This window comes from Acidovorax sp. 99 (genome assembly GCF_003096455.1).
Lineage (GTDB): Bacteria > Pseudomonadota > Gammaproteobacteria > Burkholderiales > Burkholderiaceae_C > Acidovorax > Acidovorax delafieldii.
The window spans coordinates 4,142,822-4,161,766 of record NZ_QEKU01000001.1; the positions used below are offsets into that span (position 1 = coordinate 4,142,822).

The 18,945-nt window shown below is 65.1% G+C and carries 15 protein-coding genes; 4 read left to right on the plus strand and 11 right to left on the minus strand.

Annotation, left to right across the window (positions count from 1 at the left end):
* Positions 1–124: 124 nt before the first annotated feature.
* Both C8C95_RS19145 and C8C95_RS19150 read left to right on the plus strand, forming a co-directional pair.
* A complete protein-coding gene (locus C8C95_RS19145; RefSeq protein WP_056067517.1) occupies positions 125–547 on the plus strand; it encodes a tripartite tricarboxylate transporter TctB family protein in 423 nt (140 codons plus the stop codon).
* A gap of 10 nt (positions 548–557) precedes the next feature.
* The gene (locus C8C95_RS19150) at positions 558–2,072 is read left to right on the plus strand and encodes a tripartite tricarboxylate transporter permease (RefSeq protein WP_116749611.1); all 1,515 of its coding nucleotides are present in this window, start codon (positions 558–560) and stop codon (positions 2,070–2,072) included.
* 245 nt (positions 2,073–2,317) lie between these two features.
* Here the strand turns inward: C8C95_RS19150 and C8C95_RS19155 are convergent, their stop codons facing one another.
* Together C8C95_RS19155 and C8C95_RS19160 are read right to left on the minus strand one after the other, a co-directional pair.
* Positions 2,318–4,615, minus strand: coding sequence for an ATP-dependent DNA helicase (locus C8C95_RS19155; protein ID WP_116749612.1), 2,298 nt, complete (start codon positions 4,613–4,615; stop codon positions 2,318–2,320).
* Complete coding sequence (locus tag C8C95_RS19160; protein WP_116749613.1) at positions 4,612–5,505, minus strand: hypothetical protein; 894 nt, start codon at positions 5,503–5,505, stop codon at positions 4,612–4,614. Before C8C95_RS19160 ends, C8C95_RS19155 begins: the two co-directional genes overlap by 4 nt.
* Positions 5,506–5,841: 336 nt before the next feature.
* Between C8C95_RS19160 and C8C95_RS24015 the strand changes: the two genes are divergently transcribed.
* Positions 5,842–5,973, plus strand: a complete 132-nt coding sequence (locus C8C95_RS24015) for a hypothetical protein (protein ID WP_279323246.1) — start codon at positions 5,842–5,844, stop codon at positions 5,971–5,973.
* A 373-nt stretch (positions 5,974–6,346) separates the two neighbouring features.
* Entirely contained in the window at positions 6,347–7,951 is a 1,605-nt protein-coding gene (locus C8C95_RS19165) for a sensor domain-containing diguanylate cyclase (RefSeq protein ID WP_116749614.1), read from the plus strand.
* Positions 7,952–8,309: 358 nt separating this feature from the next.
* Here the strand turns inward: C8C95_RS19165 and dgoD are convergent, their stop codons facing one another.
* The 9 genes from dgoD to mmsB all read right to left on the minus strand — a co-directional run bounded on the left by dgoD (position 8,310) and on the right by mmsB (position 18,905).
* Positions 8,310–9,458 carry a galactonate dehydratase gene (gene dgoD / locus C8C95_RS19170; protein ID WP_116749615.1) on the minus strand — a complete coding sequence of 383 codons (1,149 nt, stop codon included), beginning with the start codon at positions 9,456–9,458 and terminating at the stop codon, positions 8,310–8,312.
* A gap of 58 nt (positions 9,459–9,516) precedes the next feature.
* Positions 9,517–10,176, minus strand: a complete 660-nt coding sequence (locus tag C8C95_RS19175; RefSeq protein WP_116749616.1) for a 2-dehydro-3-deoxy-6-phosphogalactonate aldolase — start codon at positions 10,174–10,176, stop codon at positions 9,517–9,519.
* Complete coding sequence (locus C8C95_RS19180; RefSeq protein WP_116749617.1) at positions 10,173–11,222, minus strand: 2-dehydro-3-deoxygalactonokinase; 1,050 nt, start codon at positions 11,220–11,222, stop codon at positions 10,173–10,175. Before C8C95_RS19180 ends, C8C95_RS19175 begins: the two co-directional genes overlap by 4 nt.
* 11 nt (positions 11,223–11,233) lie before the next feature.
* A complete protein-coding gene (locus C8C95_RS19185) occupies positions 11,234–12,172 on the minus strand; it encodes a dihydrodipicolinate synthase family protein (RefSeq protein WP_116749618.1) in 939 nt (312 codons plus the stop codon).
* Between the two features lie 112 nt (positions 12,173–12,284).
* Positions 12,285–14,018: an IlvD/Edd family dehydratase gene (locus C8C95_RS19190; protein ID WP_094290549.1), complete on the minus strand. Its 1,734-nt coding sequence runs from the start codon at positions 14,016–14,018 to the stop codon at positions 12,285–12,287.
* A gap of 34 nt (positions 14,019–14,052) precedes the next feature.
* Complete coding sequence (gene yjfF / locus C8C95_RS19195; RefSeq protein WP_116749619.1) at positions 14,053–15,090, minus strand: galactofuranose ABC transporter, permease protein YjfF; 1,038 nt, start codon at positions 15,088–15,090, stop codon at positions 14,053–14,055.
* Positions 15,087–16,133: an ABC transporter permease gene (locus C8C95_RS19200; protein WP_116749620.1), complete on the minus strand. Its 1,047-nt coding sequence runs from the start codon at positions 16,131–16,133 to the stop codon at positions 15,087–15,089. Before C8C95_RS19200 ends, yjfF begins: the two co-directional genes overlap by 4 nt.
* Positions 16,126–17,676: a sugar ABC transporter ATP-binding protein gene (locus tag C8C95_RS19205; protein WP_207780621.1), complete on the minus strand. Its 1,551-nt coding sequence runs from the start codon at positions 17,674–17,676 to the stop codon at positions 16,126–16,128. The genes C8C95_RS19200 and C8C95_RS19205 overlap by 8 nt, the downstream gene beginning before the upstream one ends.
* Entirely contained in the window at positions 17,676–18,905 is a 1,230-nt protein-coding gene (mmsB, locus tag C8C95_RS19210; protein ID WP_116750362.1) for a multiple monosaccharide ABC transporter permease, read from the minus strand. Before mmsB ends, C8C95_RS19205 begins: the two co-directional genes overlap by 1 nt.
* Positions 18,906–18,945: the final 40 nt, after the last annotated feature.

The following is an 18,945-nucleotide window of genomic DNA, read 5'->3' on the forward strand; positions in this document are numbered from 1 at the left end:
CATGGCCAAGATCAGCCTGCGATCAGGTTCGATGGAGATAGTCTGCCCGTCAGCATACCCCAGCCCTGCGCGCCGTTTGCACCGCCGGATGGGGTCGTCCAGCCTATCAGGAGACAACCTTTACATGATCAACCGCAATCTACTCAGAGGCTTTGCCCTCATGGCTTTGGCGCTGGGCTTCGGCCTGCCGTCCATGAGCTATTCGCTGGGGACGCTCGGCCGCGCAGGGCCGGGCATGTTCCCGTTCATCGTCAGCTGCATGCTGTTTGTGATCGGGGTCATCACCGTGGTGCGCGCGCGCCTGGTGGCGCCGGTGCCCATGGACTTCCAGGTGCGCAACATCGCCATCATTCTGGGCAGCCTGTGTGGCTTTGCGGCGCTGTCGCACTTTGTGAACATGATCGCGGGCATCGTGTTTCTGGTGTTCTGCTCGGGGTTTGCGGGTACGTCGTACTCGTGGAAGCGCAACCTGAAGATCGCTGCGGTGCTGGTCGGCATCGCGTTCGCATTCCAAAAGCTGCTGGGCGTGAGCCTGCCGCTGTACTGAGGTCGCCGCCATGGAAGTCTTGAACAACCTCGCGTTTGGCTTCAGCCACGCGCTGACGCTGCAGAACCTGATGTTCTGCGCCCTGGGCTGCACGGTGGGCACCCTGGTGGGCTTGCTGCCGGGCCTGGGCCCGCTGGCCACCATCAGCCTGCTGCTGCCGCTGACCTATTCCATCGACACCACCGGCGCACTCATCATGCTGGCCGGTATTTACTACGGTGCGCAATACGGCGACAGCGTGAGCGCCATCACCATGAAGATCCCGCATGCGAGCAGTATCGTGGCGTGTATCGACGGGTATGCGATGACGCTGAAAGGGAAAACGGGGCTGGCCCTGTTCACCGCCGGGTTCTCCAGCTTCATCGGGGGCACGGTGGCCATTGTGGTGCTGGCGTTCCTGGCGCCCAGCCTGGGCGAGGTGGCCTTTTTGTTCGGCCCTGCCGACTACTGCGCGCTGATGCTGGTGGGTTTTGTGTGCGTGAGCTTTGTGACCACCGGCAGCCTGCTCAATGGCCTGGCCATGTGCATGGTGGGCGTGCTGCTGGGCTCCATCGGTACCGACGTGAACAGCGGCCTGGCCCGCTTCACCTGGGACGCTCCGTTCCTGGCTGATGGCGTGGGCATTGTGAGCATTGCGCTGGGCTGCTTCGGCATTGCAGAGATCGCCAAGAACCTCGACTCGCGTGAAGAGCGCTCGCCCTTCAACGGCAAGATCAAGCTCATGCCCACCTGGCCCGAGTTCAAGCGCATCATCCCCAGCGCACTGCGTGGCAGCGTGGTGGGCTCCATCCTGGGCATCCTGCCCGGCGGCGGCCCCGTGATCGCCCAGTTTGCGGCCTATGCGCTGGACAAGAAGGTCAGCAAGTACCGCCACGAAATCGGCACCGGCTGCATCGAAGGCGTGGCTGGCCAGGCTGCAGCGGACGAAGCGGCTGCACGCACCAGCTTCATCCCGCTGATGAGCATCGGTATCCCCGAGAACGCCGTGATGGCGCTGATGATGGCCGCGTTCATCATCAAGGGCATCCAGCCCGGCCCCAACATGATTGCCGGCCACCCCGAACTCTTCTGGGGTCTGGTCGCCAGCATGTGGATCGGCAACTGCTTCCTGCTGGTGCTGAACGTGCCGCTGGTGCGCTACTGGCTGTCGGTGTTCAAGATTCCGTACAACGTGTTGTTCCCCGCGATCTTGTTCTTCTGCTGCATTGGCACCTACAGCATCAACAACAACCTGGACGACGTGTTCATCACCGTAGCGTTTGGTGCGCTGGGCTACCTGTTCATGCGGCTGGAGATGGACCCCTCGCCGCTGATGCTGGGCTTCATCCTGGGCCCCATGCTCGAAGAGAACTTCCGCCGCTCCATGCTGCTGTCGCGCGGTAGCTTTGAGGTGTTCATCAACCGTCCTATCAGCGGCACGCTGATCAGCCTGATCGCCGCATTCGTCTTGTGGCAAACGGTGGCGTTTTTCCGCCAGCGTGGCAAGGCCAAGGAGCTGGTGGTGACGGACCCCGTTGCATCCTGAAGATTGACTCTCTGTGTGCCGCTTTGGCGGCCTTTGCAAGGCCGGTCCCCAATGGGTGACCGGCCTTTTTTTGGTTCAGAGGCTGAGAGTTTTTTGTCAGTGCCCGAAAGGTGCGCCATCACACCGCTGATCGAGGCGCAAAGCACAGCCATAGCTTGGGCTATGGCGCGCATTTGCAACGACGAGCAGCGGTGTGGTGGCGTGCAAGGCGGGCATAGGCAAAAGACTCTCAGCCTCTAAGCCTCTCAGTCCACCTGCCACCATGCAGGCAGCAGCGCACGCACCAGGGCCTGCGCAAACCGGTCGTCCATCAGGTGCACCACGCCCTCGTCGCTGGGCGTGCGGATCACGCGGCCTGCGGCCTGCACCACCTTTTGCAGGCCGGGGTAGAGGTAGGTGTAGTCATAGCCCGCACCAAACAGCGCCTGCATGCGCCCGCGGATCTGCTCGTTGACGGGGTTGACCTGCGGCAGGCCCAGCGTGGCCAGAAAGGCGCCAATCAACCGCTTGCCCGGCAGGTCGATGCCCTCGGCAAACGCGCCGCCCAGCACAGCAAAGGCAATACCCTGGCTGCTGTCGGTAAAGCGCGCCAGAAAATCGCGCTGCTCGCCCTCCAGCATGCGGCGCGACTGGCACCAGTGCGGCACGTCGGGGTGTTGCTGCGCAAACAATGCGGCAGCCTGCTGCAGGTAGTCATAGCTGCTGAAAAACGCCAGGTAGTTGCCGGGCCGCTCGCGAAACTGCTGCGCCATCAGCGTGGCGATGGGCGCGAGGGACGCCGCGCGGTGCGGGTAGCGTGTGGAAATGTGGCGCGCCACCTGCACATGCAGCTGGTGCGCGGCAAAGGGCGATTCCACATCCACCCACATGTGGCCTTCGGGCAGGCCCAGCAGGTCGGCGTAGTAGCGCGCGGGCTGCAGCGTGGCCGAAAACAAGGTGCTGGTGTGTGCCGCTGCGAGGCGGGGTTGCAGAAAGGGCGCGGGCACCACGTTGCGGATGCAGATTACGGAATCGCCGGGTTTGGAGGATCGCTGGTGGTGGGCGGCAGAAGCCTGGGTGATGTCCACCATCGAATGCGCATCGAGCAGGTCGGCCATGCGCTGCAGGTGCAGGGCGTCGAAATAGAAGGTTTGCAGCGCGCCATCCGGCTCCGTGGGGTGGTCGGTGAAGTGTTCGGTGAGGGTGGTGGTGCACTGCTGCAGCGCGGCCAGCAGCTTGTCGGGGAAGGTTTCGAGCACCGTGTACGGGGCCGGGTGCGCCTTGTCCAGCGCCACCCAGGCGCGGCGCACCTTGTCCAGCGCCTTCTTCACCGGCGCATGCTGCGCGGCGGTGGGGCTGCTGCGGGCCTGGGCCAAGGCGGCGGGGTGCAGCTCGGCGGTGAACATCTTGCGGCCGCGCTCCACCAGGTTGTGGGCCTCGTCCACCAGCAGCGCCGTGCGCCACTGGTTGGCCTGGGCCAGGCCGTGCAGCAGCCCGCCCAGTTCAAAGTAGTAGTTGTAGTCGCCCACCACCACATCGGCCCAGCGGGCCAGTTCCTGGCTCAGGTAGTAGGGGCAGACGTCATGCTGCAGGGCTACGTCGCGCACACGGGCTTGTTGCAGGACGGGCGCGGGTTTGTCTGCACTGGCGGGGGCCACGGCGGCAGCGCGGGCGGCAGGCAGCCGGTCGTAAAAGCCCCGGGCCAGCGGGCAGGATTCGCCGTGGCAGGCCTTGTCTGGGTGTTCGCACGCCTTGTCGCGCGCCACCAGCTCCAGCACACGCAGCGGCGGTGCGCTGTCGGACAGGCGCGCCAGCGCATCCAGCGCCATCTGCCGCCCCGAGGTTTTGGCGGCCAGAAAGAACACCTTGTCGATGCGCTGCGCAGGCGCAGCCTTGAGCAGTGGGAACAGCGTGCCCATGGTCTTGCCAATGCCCGTGGGCGCCTGGGCCAGCAGGCAGCGGCCCGCCACTGCCGTCTTGTACACGGCCTCGGCCAGCGGGCGCTGGCCGGTTCGAAAGTCGCCAAAGGGAAACGCCAACGTGGTCAGCGCCGCATCGCGTGCCGCGCGGTGGGCCATCTGCTGTTCGGCCCAGGCAATGAAGCGCTGGCACTGGGCCTCGAAGTGCTGGCGCAGGTCAGCCGCGCTGCAGCGCTCGGTGAACACCGTCTCTTGTTGCGTGCCCACGTCCAGGTAGACGAGTGCCACGTCGATGTGCGCCAGCTGCTCCTGCTCGCACAGCAGCCAGCCATACACCTTGGCCTGCGCCCAGTGCAGGTGGCGGTGCGATGCGGGTTGGCGGTCCAGCCGCCCTTTGAAGGTCTTGACCTCGTCGATGCGCTGCTGCGCGGGGTCGTAGCCATCGGCCCGGCCGCGCACGCGCAGGCTTTGGTAGCTGCCGCTGAGTGCCACTTCGGCGCGATAGCCTGCACCCCGGCGCGCTGCCGCCACGGCATGGCCTGCCATACCTTCCAGCGCGGTGGGCGCAGGCGTGAAGCGGAGGTCCAGGTCGCCCTGCTTGGCGGTGAACTCGCACAGCTCGCGCACCGCCACGGTATAGGTCATGGCGGGGTGGTCGGGGTGTCGGTGGCGGGAGGAGCAGGCTCGCCCAAATGGGTCTGAGCCATGTCGTCATCGCTGCGCAGCGGCGTGGCCTTGCACAGCGCCATCCACACCGCAAAGGGCAGCGTGCAGCGGTTGTGCCGCGCGGGGCGCAGCAGCTCAAAGCGCCCGTCCTCCACGCTGCCGTGCAATACCCAAATGCCGAAGTGCTCAGGGATCTCTTCGGGCTCGGCTATGCCCGCCGGGAACACGTAGTAGCACTCCTCGCACAGCCACTGGTAGGCCTGCCGCTTGGCATCGTGCCGCAGGTCCGACAGCAAGTCGGCCCGGCTCGCCTTCACCTCATGCACCATGGGCTGCAAGTAGGCGGGCACCGAGGTGTTGCGCACCGAGAACAGATCGGGCCGGGCCATGCGCCACACGTTGGCGGCGGCGCGGGCAGCGGGGGCGTGGTCATCCTCGGCCCACAGCGGTGCCATGGCGGGCGCGGTGTTGGCGGGTGCATCGGCTGTGGCCGCAGGCGGCACTACATCCCCCATCGGCACGGTGTCGATCACCGCGCGCAGTGACAGTTCGGTCCATACGATGCGCCCGGAAGCCAGCAACTGCGCCGCAAACTTCTGCCCCAGCCGGTCGTGCAGGCTCAGTGCCCGCACGCCACGCTGGCGGGCCTGCGCCAGCGTGCGGATGCCTTCGTCGGTGAGGCGCAGGGTCTCGCAACCATCGGCTGCAATGTGCAGACTGATGAGGCCCGCAGCCAGCAAGTCAACCTCCAGACCATCCTTGCACGGCCAGCCTGCCGAGCGCCAGATCTGCATCAGGCGCGCGCGGTGAAAGCGGGTGATGGGGGTGGAGGGCGGGGAGTCCGAAGTGGGGGAGGGCAGCACCGTCATGGCGGGTTGGGTGGGCTGGCGGAATACTGATTTTAATCACAGTATCCTGCTGGCGCTGCTCTTCGGATGGGCGGAAGGGGAGCGCAGACGAAATTAGGTCAGATTGGCATCTGGTGCACGATGAATATGCACTGGTAGCTATTCCGGGCTGCCAACCCTGCGGCTTGCACCTGATGACCTCCACGCTGTCCCGCAGGTCGGATTCACCTCAGTCCACAGGCATGCCCGACGGCTCTGTAAAAGGCTGGACTTCTTGGCGGGCATCGGTGTGGCGACCTCCTGACTAGGTTTGGGTTGATTTCTCAATTTCCATTCAACCTAAACAGGAACATTCCTATGAAGAACAAACTTTTGAAGTTCAGTGTGGCCGCTCTCTTGCTTTCGATTGCAGGCGTGGCCATGGCCCAAACCGATTGCTGCTCAGAACTCGCTGAGTGCTGCATGGAAATGCTGGGCTGCTGTGATTGATAGGTAAAGCCTAGCTTTCTCAAGAAGGGCTGGCGTCCATGGACACCAGCCCTTTTTTTGTGCTCACAGGGATGCTCAGGCAGCGGCCCGTGAACCCACGCAGGCAATCGACACAGCCGTCGCAAGATAGGTGCGAAACCACTGAAGAAATCCGTGCCCATTGTCTCGACCCGTTGCCTCATATCCACATACGCGGGGCGGAGTTTCAAGTGCCGCGGCCGAACCGGATACCTATAGCTATCTAGCCAGACCCGCCAGTCAGCTTGGCGATACCATACGGTCAGAATGGAGCGCATCCCGCAAACGGCTGCGGGGGACCGACCGAGGCCTGGATGCAGATCTCCAATACGTGCGTAACTACGTAGGACCCGGCATGGCTTTCTCACCTCAGCCCCCCAGTGCGGCGCCTTTGCCTCATCGTTGGCTGAGAATTTCGACCAAGGGCGCTCCCAGTATCCGTGCCACGCTGGCGCTATTGGTGGTTGTTTGTGTCCTCCCAATCTCACTTGTCGCGGGTCTACTGTTCCTCAATTACTACGAGCGAGAACAGATCCAGCTTTCCAAATCTGCGATCAACCGAGCGCAAAGCTTGGTGCTTTCGGTAGACCGGGAGTTTGCAGCAGCCCAATCGGCGCTTCTGGCCCTCAGCACCTCTCACCGCTTGGCGACAGGTGACCTGGAAGGGTTTCACCGTCGCGCACTCGAGGCGCTGGCGAACGTGCGAGCGGACAGCATTCTCGTCCTCGACAGATCCGGTCAGATTCTTCTCTCCACACGCGTTCCATATGGCGGCCCACTGCCTAAGGTAGCGGACGCCAAGCTCCTGGAGAGAATTCTGGAAACAGGAAAGCCTGGTGTTTCAGACCTGTTCGTGGGACCGATCACCAACCAGCGGATCTTCACCGTTGGCGTACCGGTGCGGGTCGATGAGTCCATTGCATACTCGCTGAACGCCACCTACACACACCAGCAGTTCATGGCCTTGCTGAAGGCCAACGCTTTTCCCGAGTCATGGCGCGTTGCTATCACCGACGGTAACAATAGGATCGTGGCTCGGTCACATGAGATTGAGAAGTTTCTTGGCAAACCCGTCGCTCCAGCCTTGTTAGCGCGGATGCAGACGTCCGGCGAAGGCAGTCTGGAGTCCGTCACGCTTGACGGCGTCCCCGTACTGACGGCCTACAGCAGATCGCCGACCTCACACTGGGGCGTCGCCGTGGGGATTCCCAAGGCGGAACTGACAGCAGGTCTGCGCCAGACATTGCTTCGATTGGTTCTCGCAACACTGGGCGCGCTCGGCCTGGGTCTGTGGCTGGCCTGGTTCGTGGGCGGAAGGGTGGCAAGGTCGATCACTGCGTTGGCCCAGCCTGCAGTGGATATGGTTTCCGGTGTTCCATTGGACATCCCTCTGTTGCACTTCAAGGAGGCCAACGCCATGCGCCAGGCGCTCTTGGACGCATCCGATTCGCTTCGGAAGTCTCAGTACGACGCACATCACGATAGCCTTACGGGGTTGCCCAACCGGACGCTGTTTCGTCTCTCAGTTGCACAGAATTTGGCTCTCTGCGAGCGCAACAATGACGAGCTTTGTGCTCTTTTCATCGACCTGGATGGGTTCAAGGCCGTGAACGACACGCTAGGCCACGCAGCTGGAGACCAGCTGCTGCGCGAGGTGTCGCAGCGCATCGCCAAGGCCTGCCGGACATCTGATATCTGTTCGCGACTCGGGGGGGATGAGTTCGCTGTGGCTCTGATCCATTCGAGTCTGGAGCAGTCGCGTGTATTCGCCACCCGGTTGGTGGAGTTGATTTCGCAACCCTATTTTCTGGATGGACGCCGTGCAGAGGTGTCAGCCAGCATTGGCGTATCCCACTTTCCGGGCACTGCGACAGACGTGGATACGTTGTTGCGCAAAGCCGACCAAGCGATGTATGGCGCCAAGGCCGCCGGCAAGCGGCGCGTACGAACCGCCATTTAGCTTGCAGGAGCTTTCCGTCGCCATCCAGGACCTGGGACGGAACGGACTCCTTCCAAGCTGTCATCTGCTTTGATGCGCACTGGGCTCACGGGGGCAGCCTCACTAAAGGATGGAGATTTCCGCCACTGCGGTAGTTGGAGCAACAGGAGGAGACCGCAAAAGAGGCGGCCATCCGCGTCTCCGTCCTTCTGTGAGCAGAGTGGATGTGTCAACGATTGAGTTCAAGGAACTTCTCCGCGGCGATTTTGAAAGACAACCTTCGCATTGAACGGCTCTTATCTCACGGCGGCATTGAAGGCGGCTTGCACTCTAAAGCAGCCCCTCACCACCGAATCCACTGACGGAGATCCCAACCCGCTTACCACTCCGCAAAACTTCCATCCCGGTGCCGCCACACGGGGTTCCTCCACCGGTGCCCCTCCTGCGCCCGCTCGCGCACATAGTCTTCGTTCACCTCAATGCCTAGCCCCGGCCCCGTGGGGATGGCGACCATGCCGTCCTGGTACGCAAACACCCCGGGGTTGGACACATAGTCCATCAGGTCGTTGGCCTGGTTGTAGTGGATGCCCAGGCTCTGCTCCTGGATGAAGGCGTTGTAGCAAACCGCATCCAGCTGCAGGTTGGCCGCCAGTGCAATCGGGCCCAGCGGGCAGTGCAGGGCCAGGGCTACGTCGTAGGCCTCGGCCATGCTGGCGATCTTGCGGGTTTCGGTGATGCCGCCTGCGTGTGAGGGGTCGGGCTGGATGATGTCCGCATAGCCGCCCTGCAGCACGCGCTTGAAGTCCCAGCGCGAGTACAGACGCTCGCCCAGGGCAATGGGGGTGGATGAGATGCCGGCGATCTCCTTCAGCGCCTCTTCGTGTTCGCTCAGCACAGGCTCTTCGATGAACATAAGCTTGTAGGGCTCCAGCTCCTTGACCAGCACCTTGGCCATGGGCCGGTGCACGCGGCCGTGAAAGTCCACGCCAATCCCCACGTTCGGCCCCACGGCCTCGCGCACGGCGGCTACGTTTTGAAGGCAGCGCTCCACCTTGTCGTAGCTGTCCACGTACTGCACCTCTTCGGTGCCGTTCATCTTCACGGCCGTGAAGCCGCGTGCCACGGCGGCCTGGGCGGCGGCGGCCGTTTCGCTGGGGCGGTCTCCGCCGATCCAGCTGTAGACCTTGATGTGGCTGCGCACATTGCCCCCCAGCAGCTCGGACACGGGTACGCCCAGCGCCTTGCCCTTGATGTCCCACAGCGCCTGGTCGATGCCGGCCAGCGCGCTCATGTGCACGCCGCCGCCCCGGTAGAAGCCGCCCCGGTACAGCACGGTCCAATGGTCTTCGATGTGGCGTGGGTCTTTGCCAATGAGGTAGTCAGCCAGTTCATCGACCGCAGCGGCCACGGTGTGCGCGCGGCCTTCCAGCACGGGCTCGCCCCAGCCAGTGATGCCTTCGTCCGTTTCGATTTTGAGGAAGCACCAGCGCGGCGGGACGATGAACGTGGTGAGTCGGGTGATCTTCATGGGGGATGGGCAGTCGGTTCAGAAGTGCTGGATTGGCTGGAACGAGTGGGGGGGCGGTTCAGGCCGTGGCGGGCGCGGTGCCAAAGGACGCCTGCCACGCCCGCGCAAACGCTGCCGCCTTGTGCGCGACTTCGGGGGCCTGGTCGCCGGGCCGGTACAGGGCCGAGCCCAGGCCAAAGCCGCTGGCGCCAGCGGCGGCATAGGGCGCGATGCTCTCGGGCACGATGCCGCCCACGGGCACCAGCGCCATGGGCGGCGTGATGACGGCGCGCCAGGCCTTGAGCACATGGGGCGGCAGCGCCTCGGCAGGGAAGAGCTTGAGCATGTTGGCGCCCGCTGCCAGCGCGGCGTAGGCTTCGGTCAGCGTGGCCACGCCGGGCGCGCAGGCCATGCCGGCAGCGCGGGCAGCGCGGATCACATCGGGGTCGCTGTGGGGCATGACGATGATCTGCCCACCGGCTGCGGCCACGTCGGCCACGGCATCGATGGAGAGCACGGTGCCTGCGCCCACCAGGCAGTCGGCAGGCAGTGCATCGCGCAGCGCGCGGATGCTGGCCAGCGGCTCGGGGGAGTTGAGCGGCACTTCGATGATGCGAAACCCCGCGTCGTACAGCGCGTGGCCGATGGCCACCACCTCGTGCGGCTGCACGCCGCGCAGGATGGCGATGAGCCCGCAGCGCTGCAGGATGTGGAACAGGGCTTTGTCGATGGGGTTCATGCAGCCAGATTCCCGGCGGTGAAGGGGGGTGAGGAGGTGGGTGCGGGCGCAACGACCAGCCCTGCCGCCAGCGCGATCTGCCACAGCCCGGTGGCCGTGGCCTGCGTGGCGATGGTGGGTGCGGCAAAGCCACGGGTCTGCAGCGCGACGGCGTAGCGGCGGCACAGGTCGGGCTCGCCGCACAGCACCAGCGTTGGTGGTGTTGTTGGGGTTCGATCCTGTGCGCGGCTCAGGCTCGCCACCTCGTGCCCGATCAGCAGGCCCGAGAGGTAGTCCGCTTGCGCGGTAGGCGCCAGCGCGCCGGTCAGCCCCAGCGTGCGGGTGCTGAAGATGTGCGAGAGCAGTCCCAGCGCGGCATCGCTGCCCCGCGCCACCTCCAGCCCGCGCGCAAAGGCATCGTCGTCGGGTGCCGCTGCAGCCTGCATGGTCTTGCCCAGAATCGTGTGGCCGCGCAGTGCGGCAAACACCTCGCCGGTCATGAAGGTGTGGAACTGTTCGATGCGGCCCCGGCGTGCCAGCACCCATTTGCTGTGGGTGCCGGGCAGGCCGATGAGCACGGGCGCATCTGCAGGCAGTGCAAGGCCTGCCAGCACCCCCAGCACCTGGGTTTCTTCGCCGCGCATCACGTTGGGCAGCGCGCCCTGCTGCAACAGGCCCGGCACGATGTGCAGCGGCGGGCCGTCGCGCCGCTCCACCAGTGTCAGGCCCCGCGCCAGTGCATCGAGCGATGTGGGCGTCGGCAGGTACTTGGCCTCGCGCCAGCCCTGGGCGCTGCCCACCATGCCGCAGGCCAGCAGGGGCAGGCCAGGTGTGGTGGCCAGCCAGTCGCCGCAGGTGTCTTGCAGTGCGCGTTCAAATGCGGCGCTGGGTTCCGTATCGGCTACATCGCTCGCGGCCGGGGGCAGGTTCATGATGCCCCAGGGGCGGTGCCGGGTCTCCAGCACTTCGCCATGCGCGCCCATGCGGAAGGCACGCAATGCACTGGTGCCCCAGTCCAGGGCAATCAGGCCCGCCTCGGCGGGCACCAGATAACGTGCAGGCGCCATGGGTGTCCCGCTTAACGGGCCCAGCGCAGCACCAGCGGGTCCAGCCGCCGTGCGATGTCGATCAGGCCGCGCCGCACCTCGGGGTGCATGGCCGGGAAGGGGTGGCGGCCTGCCTCGCAGGCGATCACGCCACCTTCCTTCATCAGCGCCTTGGCCGTGAGGATGCCGCCCTGGCGGTTTTCGTGGTTGATGAGGGGCAACCAGCGCTGATAGAGCGCAAACGCCTGCTCCATGTCGCCCTGGCGGTGCGCCTCGATGATGGGGCGAATGCCGTCGGGGAAGGCACCACCCGTCATCGCGCCCGTGGCGCCCGCATCGAGGTCAGCCAGCAGGGTGATGGCCTCTTCGCCGTCCCACGGGCCTTCGATGGCGTCTCCACCCAGGCGGATCAGCTCGCGCAGCTTGCTGGCGGCGCCGGGCACTTCGATCTTGAAGTAGGCCAGGTTCTCGATTTCCTGCGCCATGCGCGCGAGGAACGGGGCCGACAGTACCGTGCCGCTGGCGGGCGCATCCTGCACCATGATCGGGATGCTGATCGCATCGGACGCACGGGCATAGAACTCGTAGATCTGCGCCTCGGGCACGCGGAAGGTGGCGCCGTGGTAGGGCGGCATGATCATCACCATGGCCGCGCCCATGTCCTGTGCGGCGCGGCTGCGCTCCGCGCACACGCGGGTGCCGTAGTGGGTGGTGGTGACGATGACGGGCACGCGGCCCGCCACGTGCTCCAGCGATGTGCGGGTGAGGACTTCGCGCTCGGCATCGGACAGCGAGAACTGCTCGGAGAAGTTGGCCAGGATGCAGACGCCATCCACACCGGCGTCGATCATGAAGTCGAGGCAGCGCTTCTGGCTGTCGAGGTCGAGTGTGCCGTCCTCATGAAACGTGGTGGGCACGACGGGGAAGATGCCGCGGTAGCGAGGGTTCTGGAGGGAATGGGTGGCTGGCATGGCGGGTGCGGGTAAGAATTTGAGTGAAATGTGCCTATAGCGCTAGTCGAATATGCACTGGCAGCTATTGAATCTGTAGCAATTGAGTGCTGCGAGCGTCTCAAAGGGCGCATCAATGTGAGTGGCGGGGCACAGCGGCCCCCCGGCAGCCGACCAAGAAGTCAAAGTCGCACCCATCGTCGGCCTGCAACACGTGGTCCACATACAGGCGCTGGTAGCCACCGCGCCCGCCGTTGTCCGTGCCCGCCAAGGCAGCCAGGCGCGCGGCCAGTTCCTCGTCGCTGATGTCCAAGTGCAGGCGGCCGTTCTCGCAGTCCAGCTCGATGAAGTCGCCGTCGCGCACAGCAGCCAGGGGGCCGAGTGCAGCGGCCTCGGGCGCTACGTGCAGCACCACGGTGCCGTAAGCGGTGCCGCTCATGCGCGCGTCGGAGATGCGCACCATGTCCTTTACGCCCTGACGCAGCAGCTTGGGTGGCAGACCCATGTTGCCCACCTCGGCCATGCCGGGGTAGCCTTTGGGGCCGCAGTTCTTGAGCACCATCACGCAGCTGGCGTCGATGTCCAGGTTTTCATCGACGATGCGCTCCTTGTAATGCTCCAGGTTCTCGAACACCACGGCGCGGCCCCTGTGCTTGAGCAGCTCGGGCGAGGCGGCGGAGGGCTTGAGCACCGCGCCACGCGGCGCCAGGTTGCCGCGCAGGATGCAGATGCCACCGTCGGCAATCAGCGGGTTGTTGATCGGGCGGATCACCTCGTCGTTGTATTGCGGGGCTTCGCGCACGTTGTCCCACAGGCTCTTGCCGTTGACGGTGAGTGCGTTGGGGTGGGGCAGCAGGCCGTTCTCGCCCAAGCGGCGCAGCACGGCGGGCAGACCGCCTGCGTAGTAGAACTCTTCCATCAGGAAGCGGCCCGAGGGCTGCAGGTCCACCAGGGTGGGTGTGCCCCGGCCGATGCGGGTCCAGTCCTCCAGGTCGAGCTGCACGCCGATGCGGCCTGCAATGGCCTTGAGGTGGATGACGGCGTTGGTCGAGCCGCCAATGGCAGCGTTGGTGCGGATGGCGTTCTCGAATGCCTCGCGGGTCAGGATCTTGGAGAGCGTGAGCCCTTCGTGCGCCATTTCCACAATGCGTTTGCCCGACATGTGGGCCAGCACATAGCGGCGCGAGTCCACGGCTGGGATGGCCGCGTTATGCGGCAGGGATGTGCCCAGCGACTCGGCCATGCAGGCCATGGTGCTGGCCGTGCCCATGGTGTTGCAGGTGCCGGCAGAGCGGGACATGCCGGCCTCGGCCGCAAAGAACTGGTGCTCGTTGATCTCGCCGGCTTTCAACGATTCGTGCAGGCGCCATACGGCGGTGCCCGAACCGATGTCCTTGCCGTCGAGCTTGCCGTTGAGCATGGGGCCGCCCGTGACCACGATGGCCGGCACATCGCAGCTGGCCGCGCCCATCAGCAGCGCGGGCGTGGTCTTGTCGCAGCCCACCAGCAGCACCACCGCGTCGATGGGGTTGCCGCGAATGGCCTCTTCCACATCCATGCTGGCCAGGTTGCGCGTGAGCATGGCCGTGGGGCGCAGGTTGGATTCGCCGTTGGAGAACACCGGGAACTCGACGGGGAAACCACCCGCCTCGTAGATGCCGCGTTTCACATGCTCGGCGATCTTGCGAAAGTGGGCGTTGCACGGGGTCAGCTCGGACCAGGTGTTGCAGATGCCGATCACGGGGCGGCCGTCGAACGCGTGGTCGGGGATGCCCTGGTTCTTCATCCAGCTGCGGTACATGAAGCCGTTTTTGTCGGCGGTGCCGAACCATTCGGCGGAGCGAAGTTTGCGCTTGGGGGTGGTCATGGTGGGGTGCGAGAGAAAGGGGAGAAATGAAGGTTCAACGGGCCTTGCCCGAGCGGCGCGAGAGCAGCCGCTGCAGCAGACAGAAAGCGAACAGCAGCACACCAACGACGATGCGCGTCCACCAGGAGCTGAGCGTGCCGTCGAAGGAAATCAGGGTCTGGATGATTCCGAGCATGAGCACGCCAAACAGCGTGCCCGCCACATAGCCCACGCCACCCGTGAGCAGCGTGCCGCCAATGACCACGGCGGCAATCGCGTCCAGCTCCATGCCCACAGCATGCAGGCCATAGCCCGACAGCATGTAGAACGTGAACACCACGCCCGCCAGCGCTGAGCAAAAGCCCGAGAGCGTGTAGACGCCAATGAGCGTGCGGCGCACCGGCAGGCCCATGAGCACAGCCGAGTGCTCGCTGCCGCCCACCGCGTACACGTTGCGGCCAAACGGCGTGCAGTGCGCCACAAACAGGGCCACCAGCAGCACGGCAATGGCGATGAGCGCGCCCAGCGATAGGGATGCGCCTTCCCACAGCGGCAGGCGCCACTGGGCCAGCTCGGAGTAGCCCTCGTGGGTGATGCTGATGGAGTCGATGCTGATCAGGTAGCACAGCCCGCGCGCCAGGAACATGCCTGCCAGCGTGACGATGAAGGGCTGCAGCCGAAAGCGCTCGATGAGGAAGCCCATGAACGCGCCAAATGCTGTGCCCATCAGCAGCACCAGCGGGATGGCGACCATGGGGTTCCAGCCCCGGTGTTCCACCATCGCGGCCAGCACCATGGTGGTGAGCGCCACCACCGAGCCCACCGAAAGGTCGATGCCGCCCGACAGGATCACAAAGGTCATGCCCACCGCCACGATGATGAGGAAGGCGTTGTCGATCAGCAGGTTGAGGAACACCTGGGCCGAGAAGAACCCGGTGTACAGCACCGAGCCCAGCGTGGCCATGGCCACGAACAGCGAGATGGTGGCTGCCAGCGGCAGGTACTTGGGGTTGAACCGCGCGCGCGCGGCGGTGGCCTGTGGGGCAGGGTGGTTCACGGTGCCGAAGCCTGCGGTCTTGGGCACGGCGCTCATGGCAAAGCTCCCGCGCCGGGGCGGCGTGCCAGGGCGCCCACTTGCGCCCGGAACTCGGGCGACTGGAGCAGCATCACGATGAACACCACCACGGCCTTCACCACCAGGTTGATCTCGGGCGGCACGCCCAGCGAGTAGATGGCGTAGGTCAGCGTCTGGATGATGAGTGCGCCAATCACGCTGCCCACCAGGCTGAATCGGCCTCCGGTGAGGGCGGTGCCACCCAGCGTGACGGCCAGGATGGCGTCCAGCTCCAGCAGCTGTCCAGCGTTGTTGCCATCCGCGCTCTTCACGTTGGAGCTGATCAGCAGCCCCGCAATGCCCGCGCACACGCCGCAGAACACATAGGCCGCCACGATAAGCCGCCCCGCCTGCACACCCGCCACCCGCGCCGCCGTGGGGTTGATGCCCACTGCCTGGATGAACAAGCCCAGCGCCGTACGCGTGATGGCGAGGTACAGCACCACGAAGACTGCGGCCACTACGAACACAGAGAACGGCAGCCCTGCCAGGTACCCACCGCCCATGAAAAAGTAGGGCGTGTAGTAGATGGTGATGATCTGCCCGTCGGTGATGAGCTGGGCAATGCCCCGGCCCGCCACCATGAGGATCAGCGTGGCGATGATGGGCTGCATGCCCACCTTGGCCACCAGTACGCCGTTCCACAAGCCGCACAGCAGTGCCACGCCGATGGCGCCCAGGATGGCGACGGGCAGTGGAAACCGGCTCTCGGTGCTCGACACCGAGCCGCCAATCAGCCACGCGGCCACGGCCGCTGCAATGGCCACCGTCGCGCCCACCGAAATATCGATGCCGCGCGTGGCAATCACCAGCGTCATGCCCAGCGATACCAGTACCAGCGGTGCAGCGCGGTTCAGGATATCGATGAGGCTGCCGTACAGATGCCCGTCACGCCATTCGATGTGCAGAAAGCTGCTGTTGAACACCGTGTTCACGATGAGCAGCAGCGCCAGCGTGATCAGCGGCCAGGCCAGGCGGTGGCGCAACAGCGCTATCAAGAGGGAAGGGGAGCGTTCAGACATGTTCGGCAGCAATCAGGTCGTAGACGGCGTCTTCGCTGCTGCCCGCAGGCAGCTCACCCACCTTGTGGCGGTCGCGGAGCACCACGATGCGGTGCGCCACGCGCACTACCTCGCTCATTTCGGAAGAGATGAACAGCACGGCCATGCCGCCCTGGGCCAGGCGCAGGATCTGGTCCATGATTTCCTGCTTGGCGGCCACGTCGATGCCGCGCGTGGGTTCGTCCAGGATCAGCAGGCGCGGCTCGATGGCCATCCAGCGCGCAAGGATGGCCTTTTGCTGGTTGCCGCCCGAGAGCAGGCCGATGGGCTTGTCCACGGTCTCGGTCTTGATGCCCAGCAGCTTCACATAGCGTTCGGCCAGCGCCGTTTGTTCGGCGCGCGAGAGAAATTGGCCCACGCCCATGCGGGCCTGCAGCGCCAGCGCAATGTTCTCGCGCACCGACAGTTCCGCCACGATGCCGTCGGTCTTGCGCTCTTCAGGGCACAGGGCCAGGCCATGGCGGATCGCATCCATGGGGTTGGCAAACTTCACCACCTGCCCGTCGATGCGCAGCGCGCCCCGGTCGGGCTGCTCCAGGCCAAACAGCAGACGCGCCAGCTCGGTGCGGCCCGAGCCCAGCAGCCCCGCCAGGCCCACCACCTCGCCCGCGCGGATCTGCAGGTCCAGCGGCTGCAATTGCGTGTCTTGTCCCAGGCCCTCGGCTTGCAGCAGGTTGGCCTGGCGGCTGTCCACGGCGGGTGCTGGTGCGGGTCGCTCCGATGCAGCGGCCAGGTCGCGGCCCAGCATGGCAGCAATCAACGCCTGCGGGCCCAGGTCCTTGGCCAGCCACTCGCCCACCCAGCTGCCGTTGCGCAGCACGGTGATGCGGTCGGACACGGCATACACCTGGTTCAGGAAATGCGTCACAAAGACGATGGACAGCCCCTCGCTGCGCAGGCGCCGAAGCACCTCAAAGAGCTTTTGCACCTCGTCGTCGTCCAGGCTGGAGGTGGGCTCATCCAGGATCAGCACACGCGATTCGATGCTGAGTGCGCGCGCAATCGCCACCAGCTGCTGCACGGCCACGGGGTAGTCCGACAGCAGGCGCGTCACGTCGATCTGCAGGCCGATGCGCGCCACCAGATCGCGGGCGCGCTGGTGCAGCGTGGCCCAGTCGATACGAAAACCCTGTGCAATGCCGCAGCGCGGGTAGCGGCCTGCAAAGATGTTCTCGGCCACGGAGAGGTTGGGGCAAAGGTTGACCTCCTGGTACACGGTGCTGATGCCCAGGCGCTGCGCCGCCAGCGGCGAGTCCGGCCACACCGCTGCTCCGCCCAGCCGCATCTGGCCGCCGCTGGCCTCCAACACGCCTGTCAGCACCTTGATCAGGGTGGACTTGCCCGCACCGTTCTGTCCCATCAGCGCATGGATCTCGCCAGGGTAGAGGTTGAGCTGCACATCGCGCAGCACGGGGATGCCTGCAAACTGCTTGTGGATGCCCGAAAGCTGCAGCACCGGGGCTGCGGCTGGGGCGTGAGCGGTGGACGCGTCCATGGGGGTCATCACGCTTTGTTCTTGTTGTAAACGTCCACGAGCACGGCGGCCAGCAGAACGACGCCCTTGATGACCTGCTGGTAGTCGATGCCGATGCCCAGGATGGACATGCCGTTGTTCATTACGCCCATCACGAAGGCGCCGATGACCGCGCCCATCACCTTGCCCACGCCGCCCGATGCCGATGCGCCGCCGATGAAGCAGGCAGCAATCACGTCCAGCTCAAAACCCAGGCCCGCCTTGGGCGTGGCGGTGTTGAGCCGCGCCGCAAACACCAGCCCGGCCAGGGCTGCCAACACGCCCATGTTGATGAAGGCATACAGCGTGAGCCGCTCGGTCTTGATGCCCGAGAGCTTGGCCGCCTTCTCGTTGCCGCCCATGGCATAGATGCGGCGGCCGACGGTGGTGCGGCTGGTGACAAAGTCGAACAGCACGATCAGCAGCGCCATCACGATGAGCACGTTGGGCAGGCCCTTGTACGAGGCGAGCAGGTAGCTGAAGTACACCAGCAACCCGCCAAACACCACCGTGCGTGCGACGAACAGACCAGCGGGCTCCGTCTGCACGCCATGGCGCAGGCGGTTGGCGCGCTGGCGCAGTCCACCCACGGCCAGGGCCGCAGCCACGGCAGCGCCGAGCAGCAGCGAGGTCAGGCGCAGGCCTTCCACGCTGAACAGGTCGGGGATGAAGCCCGAGCTGAGCATCTGGAATGCCGAGGGGAACGGCCCCACCGACTGACCCGCCAGCAGCGCCAGCGCCAGTCCCTTGAACACCAGCATGCCCGCCAGCGTGACGATGAACGAGGGGATGCGCGAGAAGGCCACAAACCCGCCTTGAATGGCGCCGATGAGCCCGCCGCAGAGCAGGCACACCAGCGTGGCGGGCACAAAGTGCCAGTTGTATTCGACCATCAGCACCGCGGCCAGTGCGCCGATGAAACCACACACCGAGCCCACCGACAGGTCGATGTGCCCGGCCACGATGACCAGCAGCATGCCCAGCGCCATGATGACGATATAGCTGTTCTGCAGCACCAGGTTGGTCAGGTTCAAGGGCTGCATCAGCGTGCCCTCGGTCATGTACTGGAAGAAGCCCATGATGGCCACCAGCGTGATCAACATGCCGTATTCGCGCAGGTTGTGCTGCAGGTGCTGCAACAGCGATTTGTCGTGCCGCGCCGCTGCTGTCGTGCTGCCGTCGGCCAGCGTGCTGGCGGGTGGATGGGTGGTCTGGCTCATTTCGGTCATCAGTTCAATGCGTTGTGCGGTTCATCAGGCG